Raw genomic sequence first — 25,990 nt, forward strand, 5'->3', positions numbered from 1 at the left:
AGTCCATCTTTGCAAAGAGGAAATACGTGTTTTTGAATGTTCCCTTTTTATCCATTCCAGTTGCGTGGATAATATCGTCAGCTTAATGTTTTGAATTAGAGGTCACCATGTTTACCCCTTCGCCTTACGGCTGGATTTCTCAATACCTAGTCGGTTTCTTTTTCGCCTATGGTGTCTATCTCCCATTTTGGTCACTTTGGTTTGAAAACCAAGGTGTATCACCAGCTGATATTGGTCTTTTGGTTGGTATTGGTTTTGCAACGCGTTGTGTTGCCAACTTAGTCATCACACCGCGTATTCACAAAGTTGAGCATCTCATGCCGGCTTTGCGTGCATTCAGTTTGGCAGGCTTACTATTTGTTGGTTTCCACTTCTTTACTGGTGGGAGCTTCTGGCTCATGGCAGTAGCGACGGTGTTATTTAACCTTTGCTGTGGTCCTATCGTGCCGATCTCGGATGCAATGGCGAACCATTATGCTCGCTTAAAAATGCTCGATTATGGTCGTACTCGTCTATGGGGATCGATTGCCTTTATCGCAGGTTCAACTGTGGTGGGTTATCTCGTTTCTCTATACGGCACGGATATGATCCTTTACACCGCAATGGTGGGGATGTTAGCTGCATTACTGTTCTCGATGCGTGCGATTAATCCTATGCCAGTGACGGAGAGTGAAGCGCAGATGGAGCGTCCGAAAGTGCTCGCGCTGCTGCGTGAAAATAGCGTGATTCGCTTTTTGGCTCTGGTGGCTCTAATTCAAGGTAGTCATGCCGCTTACTACAGTTTCAGTACCATTTATTGGAAAGAAGCAGGCTACTCGGAAGCAACGATTGGTTACTTATGGAGTCTAGGTGTGCTGGCTGAGATTGCCATCTTTGCCTTAAGTAAACGTCTGTTTGTTGGGTGGAGTTTACGCGCTTTGTTTTTAGTTGCATCCGTCGGAGTTATTGTACGCTGGGGCCTAACGGCATCGACCACGGCACTGCTGGCGCTTGTCGCTATCCAGCTATTGCATGGTGTGACGTTTGCGGTCGCTCATATTGCAGCCATTCAATACATCCAAGCATCGGCGCCAAATCGTATGGTAGCGCTACAAGCGCTTTACAATGCAATTCCTCTCGGGGCGTTTATTGCTTTGATGACCGCGTTAAGTGGCTGGGGATATGAAAACTGGGGCGCGAATGTCTTTTGGGCAATGGCGGCGATGGGAGTACTGGCACTGTTCATTCGTGCAGAGCCGAAAACGCGTCAGCGTCACGATGAGTTAAATAAAGCGGAGCTTGAAGCACAGAATTAACCTCATCTGATTGATATTTATACACTCTGTTAGTTTAATAGCCTTATCTAACAGAGTGTAATTTAAGGATATCGCATGCAAGGATGGCTAGTGATTCCCGTATCAATATTGTATCTCGGTCTGCTGTTTTGGATCGCGTGGTATGGCGATCAAAAACGCAGTTGGCTCGCTAAGTGGCGCCCTTGGATATATAGTTTATCCATTGCAGTATATTGTACTTCTTGGACATTTTACGGCACGGTAGGGCAAGCGAGCAGTAACCCGTGGTCCTTCCTTCCTATCTATATTGCCCCCATTATCGTTTTCACCTTAGGTTGGCGAATCCTCGCTAGACTGATCATTATTGCTAAGCGTGAGCACATTACGTCGATAGCGGACTTTATCGCGGCTCGATATGGTAAGTCACAAGGGCTGGCGGTTGTGATCACCTTAATCGCGGTAGTCGGTATCTTGCCTTATATCGCTCTGCAGCTGCGTGGTATTACCATGGGGCTTGAAGTTGTTGCGCCAACCTTGAAAGAACAAGGGCTACTTGCTGGCGTTGATGCTTCGTGGTTTGTGGTCTTGGCGCTGGCTATATTTACCATGCTGTTTGGTACTCGCCATATCGATAATACCGAACATCATCGTGGCATGATGATGGCGATAGCGTTTGAGTCGATTGTAAAGCTGGTGGCATTTATGACCGTCGGCTGTTTCATTCTCTTCCTCGCCTTAAACCGCAGTGACATTGTCTTAATGGATTTGGCGGCGCAAACCTATCAGGCACCCAATTGGCCAACATTGATTATCCATACGGTGTTGACCATGTTAGCCATTCTCTGCTTACCGCGCCAGTTCCATACCATGGTGGTGGAGAATGAACGCCCACAAGATTTGCACACCGCGCGCTGGTTATTTCCACTCTATCTGATCTTAATGGGTTTGTTTGTCTTGCCGATTGCATGGGTTGGGCAAGGGCTACTTGCTGGCGTGAGTGCTGACACTTACGTGATCAGTTTGCCAATGTCTGTCGGCGCGACCGATATGGCGTTGTTGGCGTTTTTAGGCGGCACATCGGCTGCTAGTGGTATGGTTATCGTTTCAACCATTGCGCTAGCTATCATGGTGTCTAACGACTTAGTGATGCCATTGCTGCTGCGTCGGATGCGTTTGAGCAATCGGGGTCATCGCCAGTTCTCAGGACTGCTATTGGTGATCCGACGCGGTTTGATTTTGTTGTTGCTCTTGGGGGCGTGGGGTTTTTATCAGGTACTGGGTAACATCCCTTCGCTGTCGGCGATAGGCTTTCTCTCGTTTGCGGCGATAGGTCAGTTTGCGCCAGCATTGATTGGCGGTATGTATTGGCGCCAAGGTAATCGTAAGGGTGTTTACGTCGGGCTGCTATTTGGCTTCACGGTGTGGCTAATCACGCTAATGAATGCGACAGGCTTATTGGCCGGTGATAGCCATAACAATGTACTGCTTTGGTTAATCGATCCACCGACCATCTTGCGTGAGGTGGGCTTACAAGCTTCAGAATGGGGGATAGTGCTGAGCTTAAGTGCCAACACCTTATGCTATATATTGATTTCTATCCTGACACGCGCCAGTTTGAGTGAGCGACTGCAATCGGCTTCGTTTATTGGTACGCCGTTGCCGGAAAGTGAGAACATGAGCCTCTACCAAAGCCGAGTGACGGTGGCTGAACTAGAGATGCTCGCTTCACGGTTTGTCGGTCGACATCGAGTACGCAGCGCCTTTCAACAATATTGGGGGCAGCAACGACAAACGTTAATGCCCAATCAGCAAGCACCTTCAAGTTTGATCCGCCATACCGAGCGTGTCTTAGCTGGGGTGTTTGGTGCCTCTTCCGCTAAGTTAGTGCTTACTTCTGCTTTGCAAGGCAGAAACATGCAGTTGGAAGAGGTGGCGACCATTGTCGACGAAGCCTCTGAACTGTATGACTTTAGTCGTGGTTTACTGCAAGGTGCGATTGAACATATTGGCCAAGGGATTGCGGTTGTCGACAAGCAGTTAAGGTTGGTGGCATGGAACCAGCGCTATCTAGAGTTGTTCGAATTTCCCCCTGGGTTGATTCAAGTCGGTCGCCCGATTGCTGACGTGATTCGTCATAATGCCGAGCAAGGTTTGTGTGGTCTTGGTGACCCAGAGGATCATGTGCGGCGCCGGATATATCACTTGGAGCAAGGTACACGCCATACTTCTTCGCGGATTCGGCCCGATGGGCGTGTGATTGAGGTGCAAGGAAACCCGATGCCTGGTGGTGGGTTTGTAATGAGTTTTACCGATATCACCGTCTTCCGCGATGCTGAGCAAGCCTTGAAAGAGGCCAATGAAACGCTTGAAGAGCGTGTGCAGGCACGTACGCAAGAGTTAGAACGTCTCAACAAGCAACTGGTCACGGCGACTCAGCGCTCTGAGCATGAGTCGCGTTCGAAATCCCGCTTTTTAGCCGCGGTCAGTCATGACTTAATGCAGCCGCTTAATGCCGCGCGCTTGTTTGCTTCATCTCTTTCTGAAGTGGCGAAGGAGAGTGAAACCAAGCAATTGGCCAATCACATTGAAAGTGCTCTTGGCGCTGCCGAAGACTTGATTGGCGATCTTTTGGATATTTCTCGCCTCGAGTCCGGCAAGTTAGACGTTAATGTGCACGGTTTCGCGATTAACGATGTGCTCTCCAATCTTAATGCTGAGTTCAGTGCCTTGGCTAAGCAGCAGGGTATTGAGTTTAGTATGGTGCCGAGTCAGTTGCTGGTGGAATCTGATCCCAAATTACTGCGCCGTGTGGTTCAGAACTTTCTGACTAACGCGTTCCGCTACAGTCCACGTGGAAAGGTGGTGTTAGGAGTCCGCCGTGATGGCGATGATGTTCGTATTGAAGTTTGGGATAACGGTGAAGGGATCAACGAAGATAAACAGCAAGAGATCTTTGAAGAGTTTAACCGAGGCAATCAGGTTCGCTCGGACCAAGGGTTGGGGTTAGGTCTTGCGATCTCCAAAGGGATTGCCAATGTGCTTGGTCATCAGATTGCGATGCGTTCTTGGCCGGGCAGTGGTAGCGTTTTTTCGATTCGCTTAAGACGCGCTGCTTTTGTTGCGCCGCAAGCGGTAGTTTCTTCTGTTCAAGCCGCATCGGATCTCAGTCATATCAAGGTGCTGTGCGTCGACAACGAAAGTAATATTTTGGTAGGGATGGAAAAATTACTGGCTCGCTGGGGATGCGATGTGCGTTGTGCTGTCGATATTGTCGAGAGCATGCAAGCGATTGACGATACTTGGCAGCCGGATGTGATTCTCTCCGATTACCGTCTTGATAATGGCCGTACCGGGCTTGAGGTATTGCAACAATGTCGTTTACGTCTTGGGGATAGCTTTATCGGGGTGATCATCAGTGCTGATCGCACCCCTGATATGTTGGCAGGCATCGAGTCGAACAGCTTTAGCTTTATCCCTAAACCAGTCAAGCCACTCAAACTCAGGGCGATACTCAACCGTATCGCCTAGGATGGATATCTTGTTATTGTTCACTTAGCAGCGTTTCGTATTTTACAAACGCTGTTTGAGTGTCACCGTAATACAGCACGCCGTCTGCTTGCGCCGCAACACGTAACCAACTTTGTTCTGATGCCGGTGCAGGTAGTTTGATAAACCAGTTTTTACTGTCCTCACTTGCAGGCTGCATATCGAGAGGTTTAGCTTGCTGATCAGCATCGTCAACCAGAGATAGCTTGATGCCTTCTAGCGGAAAAGCGGATGTTAGCGATAGCTCTAATCCTTCGGCGGTCAGACTCTCTGAACGGAACTTGATTTTAAATTCGCCATTTTCCATATCACAGATACCACTGGTGTAGCGGCAGTTTGATTTGCTCAGCAGCTTGTAGCTTTGCCCCTCTTTAGCCGCGTGAGGCTTCTCACTCAGAGCTAAGTCGGTACCAAAGTAAGCGATAATAGAAAGAATTGGCGCGACCAACAGGGCGATGATGATGTGTTTGTTTTTAAACATAGGGCTTCCTTGCTACTACGACGGGCTAAAATTTTATACCTAATAACTCATAAGCTTACTGAGTTAAGTTATTGGGTATAGAACTTTATTTAAACAGACTAAGAGGAATAAAAAAGCCCCCGTAGGGGCTTTTGTGCTTTAGGTTAGATTTTAGTGGTCGACTGCGTCACCTGCACCAGCTGGTACACGTACGTGCTCAACCAGATCTTTCACTTCTTGTGGTGTTTCCGCGGTTACTTTCGATACAGCGAATGCCACGATGAAGTTGAATAGCGCACCAATCGCACCGAATGCATTTGGTTCGATGCCGAAGAACCAGTTGCTACCCCAGCTTTCTAGGTAAGTCCAATCGGCAACAAATAGGATGCCTTTGTGTTGGAATACGTAGAATAGCGTCACACTGATACCTGCGATCATACCGGCAATCGCACCTTCTTTGTTGATGCTCTTGCTAAAGATACCCATCATCAATGCAGGGAAGATGGAGGATCCGGCAAGACCGAAGGCGAGGGCTACCGTACCGGCGGCAAAGCCTGGTGGATTGAGACCTAAGTAGCCTGCCACCGCAATGGCCACCGCCATCGATATCCGGCTAGCGAGTAGCTCTTTCTTCTCAGAAATATTTGGGTTGATAACGCCTTTAATTAAGTCATGGGATATCGCCGAGGAGATAGCCAACAGTAGACCCGCTGCGGTAGACAGTGCCGCTGCCAGACCACCCGCTGCGACAAGTGCGATTACCCAGTTAGGCAGTTTCGCAATCTCAGGGTTAGCCAGTACCATGATGTCACGGTCAACTTTCAACTCATTGGTGGCTGGGTTTGAGGTGTACTCAATCAGACCATCATTGTTTTTGTCATCGAAGCCTAGTAGACCTGTTTTTTCCCAGTTCTTGAACCAGTCAGGACGCTCATCATAAGCAAGGTGCTGACCAGGAGCAGGATTCACAGTATCCATTAGGTTTAGACGAGCCATCGCAGATACAGCAGGAGCTGTTGTGTATAGGATTGCGATGAATAGTAGCGCGTAACCTGCTGACGTTCGTGCATCACGTACTTTAGGTACAGTGAAGAAACGGATGATTACGTGCGGTAGACCTGCGGTACCAATCATTAGTGACATGGTGTAGACGAACATGTTGAGTGTATCGCCACGAACTTGTGTGGTGTATTCACTAAAGCCAAGTTCTGTCACCACCTGATCGAGCCGGTCGAGTAGATAGACATCGGTGCCGGAAATGGTACTCCCAAGCCCGATTTGTGGCAGAGGGTGACCAGTTAGCTGCAGAGAGATAAAGATTGCAGGGATAGTGTAAGCAAGAATGAGTACGCAATATTGAGCAATCTGCGTGTACGTAATACCTTTCATGCCGCCCATTACCGCGTACATAAATACGATACACATACCGATCAGTAGACCTGTTGAGTAATCAACTTCTAGGAAACGACCAAATGCTACACCCACACCTTTCATCTGACCGATAACGTAAGTTACCGAGGCGATGATAAGACACACAACCGCAACGATACGTGCAGTGTTTGAGTAGAAGCGTTCGCCCACGAATTCTGGCACGGTAAACTTACCAAACTTACGTAGGTAAGGGGCCAGTAGTAGAGCAAGTAGTACGTAACCACCAGTCCAACCCATTAGGAATACGGAACCACCGTAGCCCATAAACGCAATTAGACCCGCCATTGAAATGAACGATGCTGCTGACATCCAGTCAGCGGCTGTCGCCATGCCGTTTGCAATTGGGTTTACACCGCCGCCAGCAACGTAGAATTCTTTCGTTGAGCCAGCACGAGCCCAGATTGCAATACCTATGTAGAGGATAAATGTCGCCCCTACAACTAGGTAAGTGATAGTTTTCAAATCCATCTGAGCTACTCCTTACTCATCTACATTAAATTCGCGGTCGATCTGACGCATCTTCCACGCATAGTAGAAAATGATCCCTAGGAAGGTATAGATGGAGCCTTGTTGAGCAAACCAGAAGCCAAGTTTGTAGCCACCAATCTGGAATTGGTTAAGCACATCAACAAATAAGATGCCACAGCCAAAAGATACGAAGAACCAAACAACCATTAAACCGATCATTAGTCTTACGTTCTTTTCCCAATAGGCTTTGGCTCGTTCCTGACTTTCAAACGCCATTGCCGTCTCCTTACGCATGTTTGTTGTTAAGAATTTGTTTCACGATTTACAATAGCAGCGTCGTAACAAGATCTCTTTTCAACTTTAGTCGGCAATGTTTTTTGATTAAATTGTTTTAAAACATGAGCTTAAAATATTTACTGGCATTTTATGAATGTTAATTTTGTGTTAACTAAGCCAAAGGTCTAATGCTGTAGCACCAGTAATGGTGGATCGATCACACAAAATAGAAGTCGCGAATCCCCATTAATAGATTATTCAGTGCAACAGCTGCCAAAATCAGCCCCATGACACGGCTAATGATCGCCGCGCCTACGCTACCGATCAGCTTGTGGATATGGCTAGCCATTAACAGAAATAACAGTGTAATGATCAATACGGAGAGCATGACACCGGCGGTGATTGCTTGGTCGATAAGTGAGTAGCGGTGGTTATCGGTCAGCATCACAATTGCCATCATGGCACCCGGAGAGGCAATCGAAGGCATTGCGAGAGGGTAGACGGCGAGATCAGCTAATTCAGAGTGGCTTAATTCTTGGGTCAATTTTTTTTCTTGATCGGGCTTACTCTCCCCAAAGATCATGGTGAGTGCAAACAGGAGTAACACTAACCCACCCGCTGCTTGAAAAGCAGGCAACGGAATTTGCATCGCTTCCAGTAACAATTGACCGGCAATTAAGAAAAACAGCAACAAACCGGTTGCGATGGCGACAGCCTTGAGTGCCACGAGGCGGCGCTGTTTAACAGACAAATGTTGAGTTTGTGATAAGTAAACAGGCACGGTTCCGACCGGATCGATGACTGCCCACAAGACGACGAATTGAGTAAGCACAATACTAAGCAAAGTGATCTCCCAGAGTTATACCAATCAGCATAAGTCTTTGATCATTCTTGCTGATTAAAATCGCTGATAACGTTGTTGCAGATTTTGTAATTAGAATAACTAGTTATCGGCAATCTGCGCCTAGTTCTAAGCGATTTTCCTTGCGCAATTTTCTGACCACTTACTTATCCTGATTGGTATTAGTTAGATGGGTGAGACTATTGTGACGTGAGAACCCACTCAAATTGCCATCGGGCAAAAAGGCGAGCTATAACGATACGAATTATCTCAGGAATTAACAGAGGGATAGGTGTGTTAAAACACCAACAAGCTAAGTGTAGCAAAAGTCATGCAAGAGAAAGTTAGCGTTGAGTGAATTAACCTTCAGACTCAAGCTGCTGCAATAAAATTACCGCTTGAGTTCGGTTTTTTACTCCGAGCTTACGGAAAATCGCCGTCATATGCGCTTTGATGGTCGCTTCAGATACATTGAGTTCGTACGCGATCTGTTTGTTGAGCAAGCCATCAGACAGCATGCCCAGTACCTTGTATTGCTGCGGTGTCAGGGTGGCAATTTTTTCCGCGAGATCGGTACACGCTGCGTTATTGGTAATGGATCCCTCGGGGAAGAAAGGTTCGCCATTGAGTACCTGATTGAGCGCACTGATCAGCTCGCGCATATCGCTCGATTTAGGGATAAAACCAAACGCACCGTGGCTTTTCACTTGAGTGACAACCGATGGTTCTTCACTGGCGGAAACGACGACAATCGGTAGATCAGGGTATTCAGCTCGAAGCTGAATTAAGCCTGACATGCCATTTGCCCCCGGCATTTTTAGATCAAGTAACAACAGATCCGGATCCGACTCTTTCGCCAACAATGTTAGCAGTGCTTCCAACGAGTCCGCTTCAAGCAAGTTCGCGCCACTGATAGCCATATGAATGGCTTGAAACAAGGCATTTCGAAATAGCGGGTGGTCGTCAGCAATAATAATCGTGTAAGTCGAATCCATGACGTTAATCACTTATTGTTATTTGGTTAATAGAATTATTATGTTGTTTGACTGATTGAACAATGTTTGTACGCTAAAAGTCTGAACTAAATCGACTTTTGTCTTAGAAATAAAAACGCCCCAGACAAACTGGGGCGTTTAACTTAACCATGATTGCGCTTAGAGCTGGTGGTTATCAAGATGCTGAATGAAGCTTGGCGCATCCATAAAACCAGTAATGCGAGCATTAACTAAGTGCTGACCACTGTGGTCCCAAAACTCGATAGTCGGCAGTCCAAGTACGTTAAGGCGCTGAAGTAATTCAATATCTTGCATCTGATTTTTCGTTACATCGGCTTGCAGCAAGATGAAGTCTTGCAACTTGGCTTCGACTTCTGGCGTATGGAAGGTGTATTTTTCAAACTCTTTACAGGCGACACACCAGTCTGCGTAGTAGTCGAGCATCACAGGTTTACCTGCTTGTTTCGCTTTTGCCAGTTGTGCTTCCAGCTCGCTGACTGTCGTAATCTTGATAAACTCAACTCGCGCTTGATGCTCTTGTGAGGGTGGGTTTATCCAGGTGCTGTATAGCGGTTGTACCGAAGTGACTAAGCCAAGTACCGCGATAATGCCGACCATGCTCTGCTTCCACCCACCAAATGTGAGGCTGTTTTTTACATGGTAGAGCCAACCAAACGCCGCAATACCGAGCACAGACCAAAGTGTCGTCGCCCAACTCTCTGGCAAGATACGTTCAAGTAAGAAAATCGGCGCAGCAAGGAGCACGAAACCAAACAGGATTTTAACGCGATCCATCCAGCCGCCGGCTTTTGGTAGCAGTTTGTTGCCAAACACTGCCGCGAGCATCAGTGGAATACCCATGCCTAATGCCAGAGCATAGAGTGCCACCGCGCCAGTCAGAAGATCGCCACTTTGTGCAACATAAAGTAGAGCACCAGAAAGCGGCGCTGTTGTGCAAGGTGAGCAGACTAAGCCTGATATCGCCCCCATTGCAAATACGCCAGCGTTGCTGCCACCTTGCTGTTTGTTACTTAAACCACTTAGCCAAGTTTGCACACTGGCAGGCAGTTGTAAGGTGTAAGCACCAAACATCGACAGGGCAAGAGCAACGAACATGATGCTAAGACCAATCAATACATATGGATGTTGCATCGCCGCTTGAAATTGCATGCCAGCGGAAGCCACGACTAACCCCAGCAGGGTATAAGTGAGCGCCATACCTTGCACATAAATAAACGATAAGCTTAGTGCTCGGCGATGGCTGAGCTTGCCACTGCCTAATACGATGCTAGTAAGAATTGGGTACATCGGTAGTACGCATGGTGTGAAAGCCAGACCAACCCCCAAAGCTAAAAATAGCAGTGGTGTCCACCAGTTATCGGCAAGCTTGCTGGCAAGAGAGCTCTCTTGTGACTGCGGTGCGCTTGATTGAGTCGCAGTGGTTTGAGCTGTTGCGGTGTCTGTTTCTGACTTTAAGTTATCAGTTGCGCTTTTAGCGGGTTCAGACTTGCTCGCGACGAAAGGCTCAACATCAATAATTCGTGTTTCTGGTGGGTAGCAAAAACCGGCTTTGGCACATCCTTGGTATTGGATGATCAAACGCGCGCCAGTTTGAAATTGTTCAAGTGGCACTTCTACAAATAGCGGTTCGGTATAGATGTGTACGTCACCAAAAAACTCATCTGTGTATGGCTTACCATTGCGCATGGTGAGCTCGCCAATAGTGACATTTTCTGCGCTAACGGAGATTCGTTCTTGGTATAGGTAATAGTCCGGTTTGACCTGCCAGTCGAGGAAAACACGGTTGCCTTGTTGAAAATGGTTGAATGGGAATGCTTCATCAACCGGCACAAAGCGGTTGTTGTCAGTGGCAAAGCTTGGGGTGCCGCTGTTGTTGTTAAACAGCGCCATCGCGGGTGTCGCCACGACACTTAGGCATAAAATCAGAATGGAAAAAACTGAGCGCATATAAAAATCACTTAATTTAACTTGCGGGTATTTTACGTACAGGTTGGATTTTTATCCAATGCAACCTTCATTTGACTTTATAGGACAGAGAAAACAGCCAAATAGTTTCAGTATTGAGGCTTTTTATTGTCGAGTGATGAGTGTAAGGGGAAAGAAAAAAGGCGCCGCAGCGCCTTTTGAGATGTTGTGTTGACTTGAGTTTCGTCAGTTTGTGCGAGGTGAGTTAAATCACCATGCCGCCAAAGATAAAACCGAGCGTCACCGCAGAGGTAATCGTGACCACACCCGGAATAAAGAATGGGTGGTTGAATACATACTTACCAATGCGCGTTGAGCCAGTGTCATCCATTTCTACTGCGGCGAGTAGAGTGGGATAGGTAGGCAGAACGAATAGGGCACTGACGGCGGCAAATGATGCAACGGCCGTTAGCGGTGCCACACCAATTGCAAGCGCTGCTGGCATGAGTGCAACCGTGGTCGCCCCTTGAGAGTAGAGCAGCATCGAGGCGAAAAATAGCACCAGCGCGAGCATCCATGGGTAATCTGCTAACAGTTCACCTGCGAGCTCTTTAATGCCATCAACGTGTGCGTTAACAAATGTTGCACCAAGCCAAGCCACACCAAGAACACACACACAAGCTGTCATACCTGATCGGAAGGTGCTGGCAGATGGAATTTGGTTGGCATCAATTTTCGTGGTCATCACAATCACAGCTGCCGCGGCTAGCATAACGGTCATGATCGCTTCATTACGACCAAGTGCAGGGTTATCAATAAGACCGATTGAGTCAGAGATCATCGCTGCGTAACACACCACAAGCGCGATTGCGGTTAAGAAAATGTAGGTCGCTTTTTTTGCTGTCGGCAGGATGTCACGTTTTTCTTCGCTGGCAAGCTTGATAAGACCCTGTTCCAAACGTTGTTGGTAGATAGGATCATCTTTGAGTTCGCTGCCCATGAAGTTCGCGACGAATGCGCCGATCATACAAGCGATGAAAGTGGTTGGAATGCACACTGCCAGCAGCGTGAGGTAATCAACACCAACTGGTGCTAGCATCGCCGCGAAAGCCACTACCGCCGCTGAAATTGGCGAAGCTGTGATAGCGATTTGTGATGCAATGACCGCGATAGACAGTGGGCGAGACGGGCGCACGCCTTGACCTTTTGCTACTTCTGCAATCACAGGTAAGGTTGAAAATGCGGTGTGACCTGTACCTGCCATAAGCGTCATTAGAAAAGTCACAATTGGCGCATAGAAGGTGATTCGCTTAGGATTTTTACGCAGAAAGTTTTCCGCGACTTGTACTAGCCACTCTAAACCACCGGCGACTTGCATGGCTGCGATAGCGGTAATCACCGACATGATGATTAAAATTACATCGATTGGGATGAACGCTTGGCTGGTTGGTACACCTAATCCCAGTGATAGAGCGATAACACCAGCACCACCTGCGAAACCAATGCCAATGCCCCCGATTCTTGCTCCCAAGAAAATAAAGAGCAGAACGACGAACAGTTCGACTGCTACCATAAAATGACCCCCGTCTTTTTAAGTTTTATTCCATGATGTTAGCGGCATAAGCAAAAAGTGCTTAGGCAAAACGCGCAATACACCACAAGGTAAATTTAATCGCCAAATTGCGGCGTTAAAAAAGGGTCCTTGCGGGACCCTTCTGGTATTTGTTATTCGTAACGTTTGGCTTTATACGTTGGATGCATGAAGTTTTCAACGCAAAGGATCTCGTCAAGCTCCTCGGCGGTCAATAATCCGCGATCCAGCACCACTTCGCGCACGCTCTTACCGGTTTCTGCACAGATTTTGCCCACGATGTCGCCTTCATGGTGACCAATGTATGGGTTTAGGTAAGTAACGATACCGATTGAGTTGTAAACGTAGTTCTCACAGATTTCTTTGTTCACTGTGATGCCGTCAATACACTTGTCACGTAGGTTCACACATGCGTTGTGTAGCAAAGAGATAGACTCAAACATGCTTTGTGCGATAACCGGTTCCATTACGTTCAGCTGTAGCTGACCGCCTTCTGCGGCAAATGAGATGGTGTTGTCGTTGCCGAGTACTTTAAAGCACACTTGGTTTACCACTTCTGGAATTACCGGGTTTACTTTTGCTGGCATGATTGATGAACCTGCTTGTAGTTCAGGTAGGTTCAACTCATTTAGACCTGAGCGCGGACCAGAAGAAAGAAGACGTAAGTCGTTACAGATCTTAGACAGTTTAACCGCTAGGCGTTTTAGGGCGCCATGCGTCATTACGTAAGCGCCACAGTCTGATGTCGCTTCAATCAAGTCTTCAGCTGGCACGACTTCTAAGCCAGTGACTTCACTTAGGTGTTTTACCGCAAGACCTTGGTAACCAGCAGGTGCGTTTAGACCTGTACCGATGGCTGTTGCACCTAGGTTGATTTCAAGCAGTAGCTTTGAGGTGTAGTCTAGAGCACGAATCTCTTCGTTTAGTGTCACTGCCCATGCGTGGAACTCTTGACCAACGGTCATTGGTACTGCGTCTTGAAGCTGAGTACGGCCCATTTTAAGCACGCCTTTAAACTCTTGAGCTTTCAGTTCAAATGCGCCTTTTAGGTACTCAATTGCGTCCATTAGTTTATGTACGCTGTTGTAAACTGCGATACGGAAACCGGTTGGGTAAGCACAGTTGGTTGATTGGCTCTTGTTTACGTGATCATTTGGGTTGATGAAGTGGTATTCACCTTTCTCTTTACCCATCAGTTCAAGCGCAACGTTAGCAATCACTTCGTTGGTGTTCATGTTTACCGAAGTGCCCGCGCCGCCTTGGAAGACGTCTGATGGGAATTGATCCATGCACTTACCTGTTTCAAGGATCAAATCACACGCTTGAAGAATGTAATCAGCCACTTCTTTTGGAATTGCGCCTAGCTCTTTGTTGGCTAGTGCTGCAGCTTTCTTCGTCATCACCATACCGCGCACAAATTCAGGCACATCTGAAATGGTCATGTTAGAAATGTTGAAGTTTTCGATTGCGCGTAGCGTGTGGATACCGTAGTAGGCATCTGCTGGAACGTGACGCTCGCCCAGTAGATCTTCTTCGATACGAGTAGCTGAATTAGTCGCTGTAAGGGTAGCCATAGGTGGATCCTTTAAGAATTATTATCAAATTAAGCTGAATGTCATGCCAATTCTGAAATTAAGAATCCATTCGCCAGAAATGTTGGCTGAAAATCCGTCCTGACTTATGTGCCACATGATACTGGAGCGAATTCATAAAAATAGTAACTGGATCACTATTTGCGCCAAAGTAATGAAAAATATTTCATTGCTTTGACGTACTTCATCAAGTGGCCCCCGCTTGTTAAGCAGAGTCGAAAACTAGGCATTTTTATTGTTAATATCATCCGCTATTTTGGGATGTTTTTTCGGCCGTGATGGACTTTTCCAATCAGTTTTAACTCTATTGATGATGTGATATCTGTCAGTTTTCGTACACTTAAGATGAACGGTCACGATTTCTAACATTTCGAATTGGGAAACAGTTGTCGCAATGGTGAGTTAGCGCTAATGTGTGCGTAACAAAGGAGGGCCTGTGTTTCCTATCTTACTTTTACTATTTATCTTAGTACCGATTATTGAAATTGGCCTATTTATCCAAGTGGGCGGGTTTCTTGGTTTATGGCCTACCATTGCGCTGGTGTTGATCACCGCGTTTGTCGGGGCATCATTAGTGCGCAGTCAAGGTTTGCAAACGTTGATGAATGTGCAAAATCGTCTGCAGCAAGGTGAATTGCCTGCTCAGCAAATTTTCGAAGGGGTAATGTTAGCCGTTGCGGGTGTATTGCTGCTGACTCCGGGTTTTATGACCGATGCCTTGGGTATGTTAGTGTTGCTGCCTGCGCCTCGCGCTGTAATTGCTAAGTATCTGATGAGCAAAATGGTGGTGAAATCTGTCGGTGGTGGTTTCCATGGCGGGTTTGGTAACCAAAGTGGATTTGGTGGTCAAGGTGGTTTCGACCAAGATCCATTTCAGCGTAATCCGTTTGATCAACGTGGTGATAATGGCAATACCTTTGAAGGTGAATATGAGCGTAAAGATGACGATGACAATGATCGTCACAAGCTCAACTAAACTTGGTATTCATTCACACAAAGGGCGCTTCGGCGCCCTTTTATATCGAAGCTATATCGAAGTTAAATCGAAAAGCTGCGCTTATTTCGCACCGTCAAATCCCATCTGGCGCCACGCTTCATACGCGATGATCGCCACTGCATTCGACAAGTTCAGGCTACGCGCATCTGGCATCATAGGGATGCGAATTCGTTGTTCCATTGGCAAGCCATCGATCACTTCAGCGGGTAATCCGCGTGTTTCTGGACCAAATAGCAACACATCACCCTGCTGGAATTTTGCATCAACATGGTGGCCAGTTGTTTTGGTCGTACAAGCGAAAATACGGTAATCGCCTTCATGTTCATCACGTAAATAGTCAAGGAATGCTTGTAGGTTTTTATGACGTTTCACGCGGGCAAGATCGTGGTAATCCAATCCAGCGCGGCGTACTTTTTTCTCTTCTAAATCGAAACCAAGTGGCTCGATTAGGTGTAGGTTGGCGCCACAGTTGGCACACAGTCGAATAATGTTGCCTGTATTTGGCGCAATTTCCGGTTCGTATAGAGCGATATCAAACATGGAATCTATCGGTATAGTGAAGAAAACTGTATCGAGTATAACAGTATGCAAGGATGTGGGGGATAGATAGGACCAATTTAGCGACGTTAGGCACGCCGCTGATTGAGACTATTTGTAAACGGATTAGGCGATAGCTTGGTTATAGTTATCTTCAATTGCGTTCCAGTTGACCACGTTCCACCAAGCATCAATGTATTCTGGGCGACGGTTTTGGTAGCTGATGTAATAAGCATGTTCCCACACATCTAAAGCAAGGATGGGTTCACCTTGAGCGGAAGCCACATCCATCAGTGGATTGTCTTGGTTGGGGGTGGAGACAATCTCTAGTTGACCATCTTTGACAATCAACCATACAAAGCCAGAACCAAAGGTATTGACTGCGGCTTGTGCGAATTGCTCTTGAAAGTCGCTAAAGCTACCGAAGGTTTGGGTAATCGCCTCTGCTAGCTTGCCGCTAGGTTGGCCGCCACCATTCGGTGCCATACAGTTCCAATAAAGGATGTGATTGTAATAACCACCTCCATTATTGCGCACAGCCGGTGAGAGCTTAGAGATATTCGCGAAGATATCTTCTAGTTTGGTGGCTTCAAGATCGCTACCTGCGATAGCGGCAACAAATTTATCGTAATAGGTACGGTGGTGTTTGCTGTAATGAACTTCCATTGTTTTAGCGTCGATGTATGGCTCTAATGAGTCATAAGCATAAGGAAGCTCCGGAAATAAATGTGACATAGTAAATCCTCCTTGTTGAAGGATTTACTTTAAATGATAATGAGATCGATTATCAACTGTACTTTTGTAAGGGTATTGAATTAATCACCATTTATTCAACCAATAATGGTAAATATATCGTCACTCGTAAGCCTCCTAACGGGCTGCGGGTTGCTTCAATATTACCACTATGCTGACGAACGGCGGTTTGAGTAATCGCTAGTCCTAATCCAGTCCCACCACTGACTCGATCCCGTGCGGTCGATACCCGGTAGAACGGACGGAAAATGGCTTCTAATTCTTGCTCCGGTACACCTTCGCCATTGTCATCGACATGGACGATGACTTGTTCTCGATCGGCGAAAATTGATACTTCGATTTGATCTTTACCATAATGGATCGCGTTGCGCACAATATTATCTAGCGCACTCATTAATAGCTTGGGTTTGCCCGAAATGGTTCGCTCAGGAATTGGTGAGTAGGTCAGCGTTTTACTCATCTGTTCCGCTTCAAATTGCGCATCACTTAATATGGCTTCCCATAAGCTGGAAAGTGGTTGTGGCTCTCTATCGGTATGACTATCCAATTGTGTGCGTGAAAGCTCTAGAAGTTCAGAGATCATTTGCTCTAGGCGCTGCGCTTCAGTGTCAATTCGAGCAAGTTCAGGGCTTTCACCTTGTTTGCGAGCAGCGAGTGCGGTAGCCATGCGTAAGCGGGTCAATGGCGAACGTAACTCATGGGAGATATCCGATAACAAGCGCTGCTGACCTGAAATCATCTGATTAACGTCTTGCACCATTTGGTTAAATGCCGTCCCCGCTTGACGAAACTCTGAGGTGCCTTTTTCCAAACTTGGATCGGCTATGAATTCACCTTTTGCCACTCGTTTTGCCGCGCGTTCTAGTTTACGAGCTGGTTGGCTTAATGCCCAAGCAAGCCATAACAAAAATGGGGTGCTCACTAGCATTACAGTCAGTAGCAGTTGCAGTGGATGGTCAAATAGTCGCAGTAAAAATGGTGGCGGCTCATCCCACTTGAATGAAATGTACATATGCAATGGCTGATTCGCTAGGGTGACAGGGACTGGGCCTGCGACCATAAAGCGACCATATAGGCGCTGTTTCGGTTGCTCAGGTGACTCGATGGTTGAGATTAGGTTCTGTAGAGCGCGAATTTTGAAGTCATGTTGCTTTTGAATACTGACGATATTGCCATCGAGATCGGTGAGAAAGTAGAGTGGTTTTGGCGTTCGAGAACGAGATTTAGCATCACGTGAATCTGACTTCGAGTGATAAGGGGCAGGGCGATCCGCCTCTATTTTGCGCAGTAGTCGTTTGAAGTTGGTTTCACCTTGATAGCGTTTTTCCACCGATGCTGCGAAAAGTTGCATCTGTTTGTAGTTTTCGGCCGGAATGGCATGAGGCTTTCGTGGGTCAAGATGTGGTAGCGCCAGTACGGCAATCACTACCAAAAGCATGGTGAGCCAGAAAATGGCAAAGATTCGCCCATACAGGCTGGTGAAACGCGGAAAGCGCATTAATCTTCCTCCACTAATAAATAACCACGACCACGTAGAGTTTTAATTCGCGGTTTACCATCAGTGCGCTCAGGCAGCTTCTTACGCAGATTAGACACGTGCATATCAATCGCGCGGTCAAAGGCTGCGAGGCGCTTGCCGAGCACGTCTAAACTGAGTTCTTCTTTTGTTACTGTCGCACCAGGGTGTGCGATAAAGTGACTTAATAGAGCGAACTCAGTCGTCGTTAAATCAATCAGTTGCTCTTGGCAGTATGCTTCCTGCTTGCCTGGATAGACTTTGATGTCTTGATACTCAAGGCAATCGCTTGATTTGCTGTTGGTATTCTGTGTGCGACGTAAAATAGCGCGAATGCGCGCAAGCAGCTCTCTATCGCTAAATGGTTTGGGTAAGTAATCATCTGCGCCGAGCTCTAAACCGATAACGCGATCAATCTCTTCCCCTTTGGCGGTAAGCATTAAAACTGGGGTCTCCCATTTTTCACGGATGCGCTTGAGGGTTTCTGTGCCATTGAGTTTCGGCATCATCACATCCAGTAGAATCAGATCGATCTCTTTGGTGAGTGTCGCTAAGCCAGCTTCACCGTCATTGGCTTCAGAAACAGTGAAACCTTCAAAGCTAAGAACTTCTTTGAGAAGACTGGTTAATTCAGTATCGTCATCAATCAGTAAGATATGCGCCATTACGTTGCCCTTAATATAAGCGTTACCTTGATTATATTACTGATTATTGCCGTTAAGCATTAGCGTAAATTTTGCTCTTTACGTATCTTTACGCTCTCTAGACGCCAATTTACCTCCAGAGATCTATTCTATGTTCAAGCGCTGCAATCGCAGCCTCACTAACACACTTAAAGGGTATAGATTATGAAAGCTGTTAAGAAAATTGTATTGGCTGCGGCGGTTGTTCCAATGGTATTTGCATCAGCAAGCGCATTGGCATTTGGCGGTAAAGGCGAGCATAAAGGTGGTCTTTGTCAAGGTGGCATGGATCGCGGCATCATGAAGCAACTGGACTTAACCGATGCGCAAAAAGATCAGCTAAAAGAGTTGCGTGAAGCAAACAAAGCGCAGATGAAAGAGCACTATCAAGCGAACTTTGAAGCGCGTAAAGCAGAGCGTCAAGCTCATCACGAGAAAGTGCAGCAATTGGTATTGGCGGATAACTTCGATCAAGCGGCTGCCAATGACTTGGCGAAGCAAATGGTTGAGCAGCAAACTGAGCGTAAAGTTAAAATGCTAGAGAAGCAGCACCAAATGCTAAGTGTTTTGACGCCAGAGCAAAAAGCGAAGTTTGTTGAACTGAGCAAAGAGCGCATGGACAAATGTGGTGAAAAGCGTAAACACCGCAGCTAGTTAAATTAGAGATGATCCCAAGGCAGCCAAATGGCTGCCTTGTTGCTTTTTGACTAAGCTGGTTATAATTGCGGCATCACAAATGATGAAAAAACAACGATGAAACAAGATTACGCAAAGCTTGTCACTATGGCGGCATGGGCTGCGACCCTAGTCGCGACTTTTCTATTAATTATTAAACTAGTGGTTTGGTGGGTCACAGGATCGGTGAGTTTACTTGCTTCACTGATTGATTCTATGCTCGATATTGCGGCATCAGTCGTTAACTTAGTGGTGATTCGCTTTTCGTTGCAACCGGCAGACAAAGAGCACCGATTTGGTCATGGCAAAGCGGAGTCGCTTGCCGCGTTAGCACAGGCTATGTTTATCTCGGGCTCCGCAGTATTTTTGATCCTTAACGGTATTGAGCGCTTCTTTAGACCACAAGACTTACAGTCACCCGAGCTCGGGGTTTATGTGAGTTTGTTTGCCATCTTGGTCACTTTTGCTTTGGTGCGTTTCCAAAAGAGCGTCGTGCGCAAAACGGGTAGCCAAGCCATTGCGGCAGATTCCCTCCATTATCAAACGGACCTTTATATGAATGCGGCGATTATGTTGGCGTTGGGGTTAAGTTGGGCGGGTCTTGGGCAGGCGGATGCCGTATTTGCTGTGGGTATTGGCATCTATATTTTGTATAGCGCGTTCAAAATGGTACTTGAGGCGATTCAAACTTTGCTTGACCGCCAACTCCCGGAGGAAGAGCTTCTGAAAATAAAACAGGTCTGCTTACAAGTTGAAGGGGTGCTTGGGGTGCATCAGTTACGAACTCGTATGTCAGGTCCGGTGCGGTTTATCCAGCTTCATCTCGAATTGGAAGATGAATTAAAATTAATAGAAGCGCATCGTATTTCTGATCAGGTTGAACTAAGTTTACTGGCAGCCTTTCCCCAAGCGGATATCCTAATACATCAAGACCCGTACTCAGTTGTACATACTTCTGAGCGGCTACAAAAGTCCGCAGATTGGTAACAAAACAGAGGTTGGATTGCGCAAGTTAATTGACTATCTTTTCAACGATACGACAAATAAACGTGATACTGATATGTATCAACAAAGTTAACGAGTAAAACTGTAATACTCTTACATAAGTAGAAAACTTACATAATTTCGTGCAAATAAAAGTAGTATTCCTTACAAGGCAAGGTAACATATTGCACAACTAAAGAATCTGGTTAGCGGCTTGTTTTGAAAGCCTCTAACGTAAAAATTGAAACAAGATTCCCAAAAATCGAGGGTGAGCATGATTAAAAAGATCGGTGTTTTAACGAGTGGTGGTGATGCACCTGGTATGAACGCAGCTATCCGTGGCGTAGTACGTACCGCGTTATCTGAAGGTTTGGAAGTTTACGGCGTTCAAGATGGTTACTTAGGTCTATACGAAGACCGCATCGTGAAACTAGACCGCTCTAGCGTGTCTGATGTGATCAACAAAGGTGGTACTTTCCTAGGTTCTGCACGTTTCCCTGAATTTAGAGACGTAGAAGTTCGTGAAAAAGCGATCGAAAACCTGAAGAAACACGATATTGATGCACTGGTTGTTATCGGTGGTGACGGTTCTTACATGGGTGCGAAAAAGCTCACTGAAATGGGCTACCCATGTATTGGTCTACCAGGCACAATCGATAACGATATCGCAGGTACTGATTACACTATCGGTTACCTAACGGCGCTAAACACCGTTATTGATGCAATCGACCGTCTTCGTGATACATCATCATCTCACCAACGTATTTCTATCGTTGAAATCATGGGCCGTCACTGTGGCGACCTAACGCTAATGTCTGCGATTGCTGGTGGTTGTGAGTACATCATTACTCCTGAAACCGGCCTAGATAAAGAGAAGCTAATTGGTAATATCCAAGACGGCATCGAAAAAGGCAAAAAGCACGCAATCATCGCTCTAACTGAATTAATGATGGATGCGAATGAACTGGCGAAAGAGATTGAATCGGCAACGGGTCGTGAAACTCGCGCAACCGTTCTAGGTCACATTCAACGTGGTGGTCGTCCAACTGCATTTGACCGTGTTCTTGCATCTCGTATGGGTAACTACGCAGTTCATCTACTACAAGAAGGTCATGGTGGTCGTTGTGTTGGTATCGTTAAAGAACAGCTTGTTCACCACGATATCATTGATGCGATCGAGAACATGAAGCGTCCAGTACGTAACGATCTATACAAAGTTGCTGAAGAACTATTCTAAGCCGCTTTGATTGATATAAAAAAACCACCGCTTGAGGTGGTTTTTTTATATCTGAGACTTACCAATCACATTTGCCGGTTTACTTACTCTCGATCGATTTAGTTGATAGCGCTAGCAACCGCTAGTGGTAAATTCAAAGTGTGGTGGTTCAGTGTCGCTGGCTTCAAAGTAGGTGAAGTAGCACTGTTCACTGGACGATTTACGAGATTTTGGCATAAAACGTATCCAACCATCCTCATTCCCTCCCGGATTATGGAAGTACCATTCGCTCGGAATGTTTGCATCATGCTCACCATCGACAAAGGTTGTTTGAATCAGCTTCGCCCAAGTATCACTAGCGATAGCCGCAGGATAACCGTAAGCGAGTGTGATTTCTTCACCTTCAATCGTCATCTCTGCATGGCTGACGCTGCCATATCCTTCTCGTATTGCAATTGGGTGCACCATATCAGCGGCACTTTGCATGCCCGCTTTTAACCCTTGTAGTGCGGAGATACGGGCATCCGTCTGTAGATTGACCATGCGAGGTAAAGCTGTGACAGCCAATATGCCAAGAACGACAATCACGATAACAAGTTCGATAAGGGTGAAACCAATTGATCTTTTAAGCATGGTTAGTTTTATGATGGATAGTAAACAGGCTGTAGTATTGTAACAACATCTGCTGCCCGTTTACTGTGCGCGTGGTGTGAAAATTACTCCAAGTGCAGATCAAGTGGTGTTTTGCTCGGGCGACCACCGATTTCTCGGGTCAAAGTTGGTACCAGATAACCCGAGACCTCTTCAATGAGACCTGCCATCAATCGTTTGGCTTCTTGGTCACTCACCCAAAAGTGCGCCGCACCTTGCACCTTGTCTAGCACATGTATGTAATAAGGCAAAATATTGGCATCGAATAACGCTTCGCTGAGTGCGACTAACGCGCCAACATTATCATTCACTCCTTTGAGCAACACGCCTTGGTTGAGCAGTGTCACTCCTACCTTTTTGAGGACCGCGGTTTTGTCTGTCAACTCTTGGTTTATTTCATTGGCGTGGTTGATGTGAGTAACCAATACCACTTGCAAGCGGGTAGAACGGAAGATTTCCAGTAGTTCCTCTGTAATACGCGCCGGGATCACCACGGGTAAGCGAGAGTGAATACGCAGACGTTTGATGTGCGGAATGGCGGCAATGCGTTCAATGAGCCAACGCAGTTCATCATCTTTTGCCATTAAAGGGTCACCGCCGGAAAAGATCACTTCATTAAGCTCACTATGTGCAGCGATGTAATCCAAGCTTGTTTGCCATACCGCTTTACTGCCCTTATTGTCTTGGTAAGGGAAGTGACGGCGAAAACAATAGCGACAGTTTACCGCGCAGCCACCCTTGACAATCATTAACGCTCGATTGCGGTATTTGTGCAGTAGCCCTGGGATTTGATTATCTTGTTCTTCTAGAGGATCAGTCGAGTAGCCTTCATGTACCGCAAATTCTTCTGATAACGGTAAAACTTGGCGTAAAAGCGGATCAAAAGGATTGCCTTTTTCCATTCTATCGACAAAACTTTGCGGCACACGCTGTGCAAAAAGCGTTCTCGCTTCAAATCCGTGTTGCCATGGTGATGGATCTATCTCTAGTTGTTCTAGCAGTTTTGCAGGATCAGAGATCCCATTCGCTAGCTGTTTGAGCCAGTTTTGCTCAACAGAATCGACATTTCGGGTTATGATGTGCGGCATTAAATTTAACTCGAAGAATGGTAAGAGGAAAAAATGGCTACTGTTAGCACGAATGAATTCAAAGGCGGTCTTAAAATTATGCTTGATAACGAGCCTTGTGTCATTCTCGAAAACGAGTATGTAAAACCAGGTAAGGGTCAAGCATTCAACCGCGTTAAAATCCGTAAGTTGCTATCAGGTAAAGTTCTAGAGAAAACATTTAAGTCTGGCGACACTGTAGAAGTGGCTGACGTAATGGATATCGATCTAGACTACCTATACAGCGACGGTGAATTCTACCACTTTATGAACAATGAAACGTTCGAGCAAATCGCGGCAGATATGAAAGCTGTAGGCGAGAACTCTAAGTGGCTAGTAGAAAACAATACTTGTATGTTAACACTTTGGAACGGTAACCCAATCGCTGTTACTCCACCAAACTTTGTTGAGCTAGAAGTTGTTGAAACTGATCCAGGCCTGAAAGGCGACACACAAGGTACTGGTGGTAAGCCTGCAACACTATCTACTGGCGCAGTAGTACGTGTTCCACTATTCATCGCTATCGGTGAAGTGATTCGTGTTGACACTCGTTCAGCAGAATACGTAAGCCGCGTAAAATAATCGATGCAAAAATAAAAAGGTCACTTCGGTGGCCTTTTTATTTTTCTGCTAACTTTGATATGACACAATCCCAATTATTAGATATCTCACTAAACTGACGAGTATGAAACAAACGCTGCAAATTTGGCTTGATGCCGCTCGACCAAAAACTTTGCCTCTGGCGCTGGTCTCTATTTTGACCGGTAGTGTTTTGGCGTTCTCAAGCCACCATTTTTCACTATCAGTTGCGGTATTGGCATTTGTTACCGCAACTCTGTTACAGATCTTATCGAATCTGGCCAATGATTATGGAGATGCAGTCAAAGGAACCGACAACGAAGCACGCTTAGGTCCAACAAGGGCAATTCAATCGGGCGCGGTAACGCCTAAAACCATGAAGCAAGCCATTATCGTCAACGTGATATTGACGATGATTGCAGGTTTAGTGCTAGTGCTTCATGCACTCACGAGTTGGGAGAGTATTCTCGCCTTTATTGGTCTTGGTTTATTGGCTATCGGTGCAGCCATCGCCTATACCGTAGGCAACAAGCCATATGGTTATGTAGGTTTGGGTGACATATCGGTATTTACTTTCTTTGGCCTATTGGGTGTTGCAGGTACCTACTTTTTACACACAGGGATAGTAGACTTATCCCTTGCTTTACCGGCAGTAGGCTGCGGCCTCTTAGCGGTAGCCGTGCTGAATATCAACAATATGCGTGATATTGAGAATGATGAACGTTGTGGTAAACGCACTGTGGCAGTGCGCCTTGGGCAAAAACGTGCGAAGCAGTATCACTTTGTGTTACTCGCCGGTGCTGTAACGGCATTTATCGCTTACTTGTTATTGCAACCATCGCCAATGTGGGTGATGTTGCCGTTTTTATTCAGTCTGATGGTGACATACAAACACGGCAAAGCGGTATGGCTCGCGGAGCAGCCTGCGCAAATTGCACCGATGATGCCCGTTGTCGTTAAGTGCTCTCTTGTGACCAACCTATTGTTCGCAGGAGTGGTTATAGCTCAAACTCTAGTGAGTTAATTTCAGCTAGTCATTGCAATGATAAAGTGACTGGATATACTCGATTAATATGACCAATGCTATGAGAAGAAATGCTATGGAATACAATACTTCAGCATTATGCGATATCTACTTAGATCAAGTCGATGTTGTGGAACCTATGTTTAGTAATTTTGGCGGTAGTGCATCCTTTGCGGGGCAAATCACCACTGTTAAGTGCTTTGAGGACAATGGTCTTATCCGCGATATCCTAGAGCAAGATGGCGTTGGTCGAGTATTACTAGTTGATGGCGGTGGCTCTTTACGTCGCGCACTCGTTGATGCAGAAATTGCTGCTCTCGCAGAAGAAAATGAGTGGGAAGGCATTGTTGTTTATGGCAGTGTGCGCGAAGTTGATGAGTTGGAAGATATGAGCATAGGTATTCAAGCTTTGGCTTCTATTCCGGTTGGTGCAACCAACAAAAGTGAGGGGGAGATTGATGTGCCAGTGAACTTTGGTGGTGTCACGTTTATCCCTGAAGATTACCTTTATGCAGACAATACCGGTGTCATTCTGTCTCAAGAACCGCTCAATATTGACCTCGAGTTAGATGACGACGAGGTTGAAGACGAAGAAGTCTGAAGAAAAAAGCCAGCTAACTTAGCTGGCTTTTTTGTATCTGCCTGACCCGTCCTAAATAAGGTTGACACAACCCAATCAGAAAATTGGAGAGTGTTATGAAATCAACAGCTAGACGAACCCAACGTGACTATTCAYTCGCTTTTAAATTGGATGTTGTTGACCAAGTTGAAAGAGGTGAACTGACTTATAAACAGGCTCAAGAGAAGTACGGCATACAAGGTTGTTCTACAGTATTAGTGTGGCTCCGAAAACACGGTCGACTTGATTG

General features: G+C 46.3%; 23 protein-coding genes and 1 pseudogene. 10 read left to right on the forward strand and 14 right to left on the reverse strand.

The window, feature by feature from the left end:
- Positions 1-107 precede the first annotated feature (107 nt).
- On the forward strand, positions 108-1,295 hold the full coding sequence (locus tag IRQ95_RS18060) for a 3-phenylpropionate MFS transporter (protein ID WP_194438514.1): 1,188 nt from the start codon (positions 108-110) through the stop codon (positions 1,293-1,295).
- Positions 1,296-1,370: 75 nt separating this feature from the next.
- Complete coding sequence (locus IRQ95_RS18065) at positions 1,371-4,802, forward strand: hybrid sensor histidine kinase/response regulator (protein WP_194438516.1); 3,432 nt, start codon at positions 1,371-1,373, stop codon at positions 4,800-4,802.
- Positions 4,803-4,815: 13 nt separating this feature from the next.
- Here the strand turns inward: IRQ95_RS18065 and IRQ95_RS18070 are convergent, their stop codons facing one another.
- The 8 genes from IRQ95_RS18070 to aspA all read right to left on the reverse strand — a co-directional run bounded on the left by IRQ95_RS18070 (position 4,816) and on the right by aspA (position 14,382).
- The gene (locus IRQ95_RS18070; RefSeq protein WP_194438518.1) at positions 4,816-5,301 is read right to left on the reverse strand and encodes a hypothetical protein; all 486 of its coding nucleotides are present in this window, start codon (positions 5,299-5,301) and stop codon (positions 4,816-4,818) included.
- A 150-nt stretch (positions 5,302-5,451) separates the two neighbouring features.
- Positions 5,452-7,179 carry a sodium:solute symporter family protein gene (locus IRQ95_RS18075; RefSeq protein WP_075649465.1) on the reverse strand — a complete coding sequence of 576 codons (1,728 nt, stop codon included), beginning with the start codon at positions 7,177-7,179 and terminating at the stop codon, positions 5,452-5,454.
- 12 nt (positions 7,180-7,191) lie between these two features.
- Positions 7,192-7,455, reverse strand: coding sequence for a DUF4212 domain-containing protein (locus tag IRQ95_RS18080; protein WP_075649464.1), 264 nt, complete (start codon positions 7,453-7,455; stop codon positions 7,192-7,194).
- Between the two features lie 217 nt (positions 7,456-7,672).
- A complete protein-coding gene (locus tag IRQ95_RS18085; RefSeq protein ID WP_123781099.1) occupies positions 7,673-8,299 on the reverse strand; it encodes a MarC family protein in 627 nt (208 codons plus the stop codon).
- Positions 8,300-8,655: 356 nt separating this feature from the next.
- Positions 8,656-9,291, reverse strand: a complete 636-nt coding sequence (locus IRQ95_RS18090; RefSeq protein ID WP_075649462.1) for a response regulator — start codon at positions 9,289-9,291, stop codon at positions 8,656-8,658.
- A 159-nt stretch (positions 9,292-9,450) separates the two neighbouring features.
- Entirely contained in the window at positions 9,451-11,259 is a 1,809-nt protein-coding gene (locus tag IRQ95_RS18095) for a protein-disulfide reductase DsbD (protein WP_194438520.1), read from the reverse strand.
- A gap of 223 nt (positions 11,260-11,482) precedes the next feature.
- Positions 11,483-12,790 carry an anaerobic C4-dicarboxylate transporter gene (locus tag IRQ95_RS18100; protein WP_123781280.1) on the reverse strand — a complete coding sequence of 436 codons (1,308 nt, stop codon included), beginning with the start codon at positions 12,788-12,790 and terminating at the stop codon, positions 11,483-11,485.
- 152 nt (positions 12,791-12,942) lie between these two features.
- Complete coding sequence (gene aspA / locus IRQ95_RS18105; protein WP_194438522.1) at positions 12,943-14,382, reverse strand: aspartate ammonia-lyase; 1,440 nt, start codon at positions 14,380-14,382, stop codon at positions 12,943-12,945.
- A gap of 454 nt (positions 14,383-14,836) precedes the next feature.
- Here aspA and IRQ95_RS18110 point away from each other — a divergent pair, with 454 nt between their 5' ends.
- A complete protein-coding gene (locus IRQ95_RS18110) occupies positions 14,837-15,376 on the forward strand; it encodes an FxsA family protein (protein WP_194438525.1) in 540 nt (179 codons plus the stop codon).
- 81 nt (positions 15,377-15,457) lie between these two features.
- On the opposite strand, the gene IRQ95_RS18115 is transcribed toward IRQ95_RS18110, so the two are convergent.
- From IRQ95_RS18115 to IRQ95_RS18130, 4 genes are all read right to left on the reverse strand, one after another.
- Complete coding sequence (locus tag IRQ95_RS18115; protein WP_194438527.1) at positions 15,458-15,937, reverse strand: tRNA (cytidine(34)-2'-O)-methyltransferase; 480 nt, start codon at positions 15,935-15,937, stop codon at positions 15,458-15,460.
- 123 nt (positions 15,938-16,060) lie between these two features.
- A complete protein-coding gene (locus tag IRQ95_RS18120) occupies positions 16,061-16,669 on the reverse strand; it encodes a superoxide dismutase (protein ID WP_194438530.1) in 609 nt (202 codons plus the stop codon).
- A gap of 91 nt (positions 16,670-16,760) precedes the next feature.
- On the reverse strand, positions 16,761-18,185 hold the full coding sequence (gene cpxA / locus IRQ95_RS18125) for an envelope stress sensor histidine kinase CpxA (protein WP_194438532.1): 1,425 nt from the start codon (positions 18,183-18,185) through the stop codon (positions 16,761-16,763).
- Positions 18,185-18,868, reverse strand: coding sequence for a response regulator (locus IRQ95_RS18130; protein WP_194438535.1), 684 nt, complete (start codon positions 18,866-18,868; stop codon positions 18,185-18,187). The genes cpxA and IRQ95_RS18130 overlap by 1 nt, the downstream gene beginning before the upstream one ends.
- A gap of 183 nt (positions 18,869-19,051) precedes the next feature.
- Between IRQ95_RS18130 and IRQ95_RS18135 the strand changes: the two genes are divergently transcribed.
- The 3 genes from IRQ95_RS18135 (at position 19,052) to pfkA (ending at position 21,782) form a co-directional block, all read left to right on the forward strand.
- A complete protein-coding gene (locus IRQ95_RS18135) occupies positions 19,052-19,540 on the forward strand; it encodes a CpxP family protein (RefSeq protein WP_194438538.1) in 489 nt (162 codons plus the stop codon).
- A 99-nt stretch (positions 19,541-19,639) separates the two neighbouring features.
- On the forward strand, positions 19,640-20,548 hold the full coding sequence (gene fieF / locus IRQ95_RS18140; protein ID WP_194438540.1) for a CDF family cation-efflux transporter FieF: 909 nt from the start codon (positions 19,640-19,642) through the stop codon (positions 20,546-20,548).
- A gap of 271 nt (positions 20,549-20,819) precedes the next feature.
- Positions 20,820-21,782 (forward strand): 6-phosphofructokinase, encoded by a 963-nt coding sequence (gene pfkA, locus IRQ95_RS18145; protein ID WP_194438548.1) that lies wholly within the window; start codon positions 20,820-20,822, stop codon positions 21,780-21,782.
- Between the two features lie 111 nt (positions 21,783-21,893).
- Here the strand turns inward: pfkA and IRQ95_RS18150 are convergent, their stop codons facing one another.
- Together IRQ95_RS18150 and epmB are read right to left on the reverse strand one after the other, a co-directional pair.
- Complete coding sequence (locus tag IRQ95_RS18150) at positions 21,894-22,394, reverse strand: type II secretion system protein (protein ID WP_194438550.1); 501 nt, start codon at positions 22,392-22,394, stop codon at positions 21,894-21,896.
- An 83-nt stretch (positions 22,395-22,477) separates the two neighbouring features.
- Positions 22,478-23,500: an EF-P beta-lysylation protein EpmB gene (gene epmB / locus IRQ95_RS18155; protein ID WP_194438552.1), complete on the reverse strand. Its 1,023-nt coding sequence runs from the start codon at positions 23,498-23,500 to the stop codon at positions 22,478-22,480.
- A gap of 33 nt (positions 23,501-23,533) precedes the next feature.
- On the opposite strand from epmB, the gene efp reads away from it, so the two are divergent.
- The 4 genes and pseudogenes from efp to IRQ95_RS18175 all read left to right on the forward strand — a co-directional run.
- Entirely contained in the window at positions 23,534-24,100 is a 567-nt protein-coding gene (efp, locus tag IRQ95_RS18160) for an elongation factor P (RefSeq protein WP_194438554.1), read from the forward strand.
- Positions 24,101-24,203: 103 nt separating this feature from the next.
- On the forward strand, positions 24,204-25,121 hold the full coding sequence (locus IRQ95_RS18165) for a 1,4-dihydroxy-2-naphthoate polyprenyltransferase (RefSeq protein WP_194438555.1): 918 nt from the start codon (positions 24,204-24,206) through the stop codon (positions 25,119-25,121).
- A gap of 76 nt (positions 25,122-25,197) precedes the next feature.
- Positions 25,198-25,722, forward strand: a complete 525-nt coding sequence (gene rraA / locus IRQ95_RS18170; RefSeq protein WP_194438557.1) for a ribonuclease E activity regulator RraA — start codon at positions 25,198-25,200, stop codon at positions 25,720-25,722.
- A gap of 95 nt (positions 25,723-25,817) precedes the next feature.
- Positions 25,818-25,990 (forward strand): annotated as a pseudogene (locus IRQ95_RS18175) (IS3 family transposase); the annotation flags it as partial.

Source organism: Vibrio fluminensis (assembly GCF_015278125.1).
In the GTDB taxonomy this organism is placed as follows: Bacteria; Pseudomonadota; Gammaproteobacteria; order Enterobacterales; family Vibrionaceae; genus Vibrio; species Vibrio fluminensis.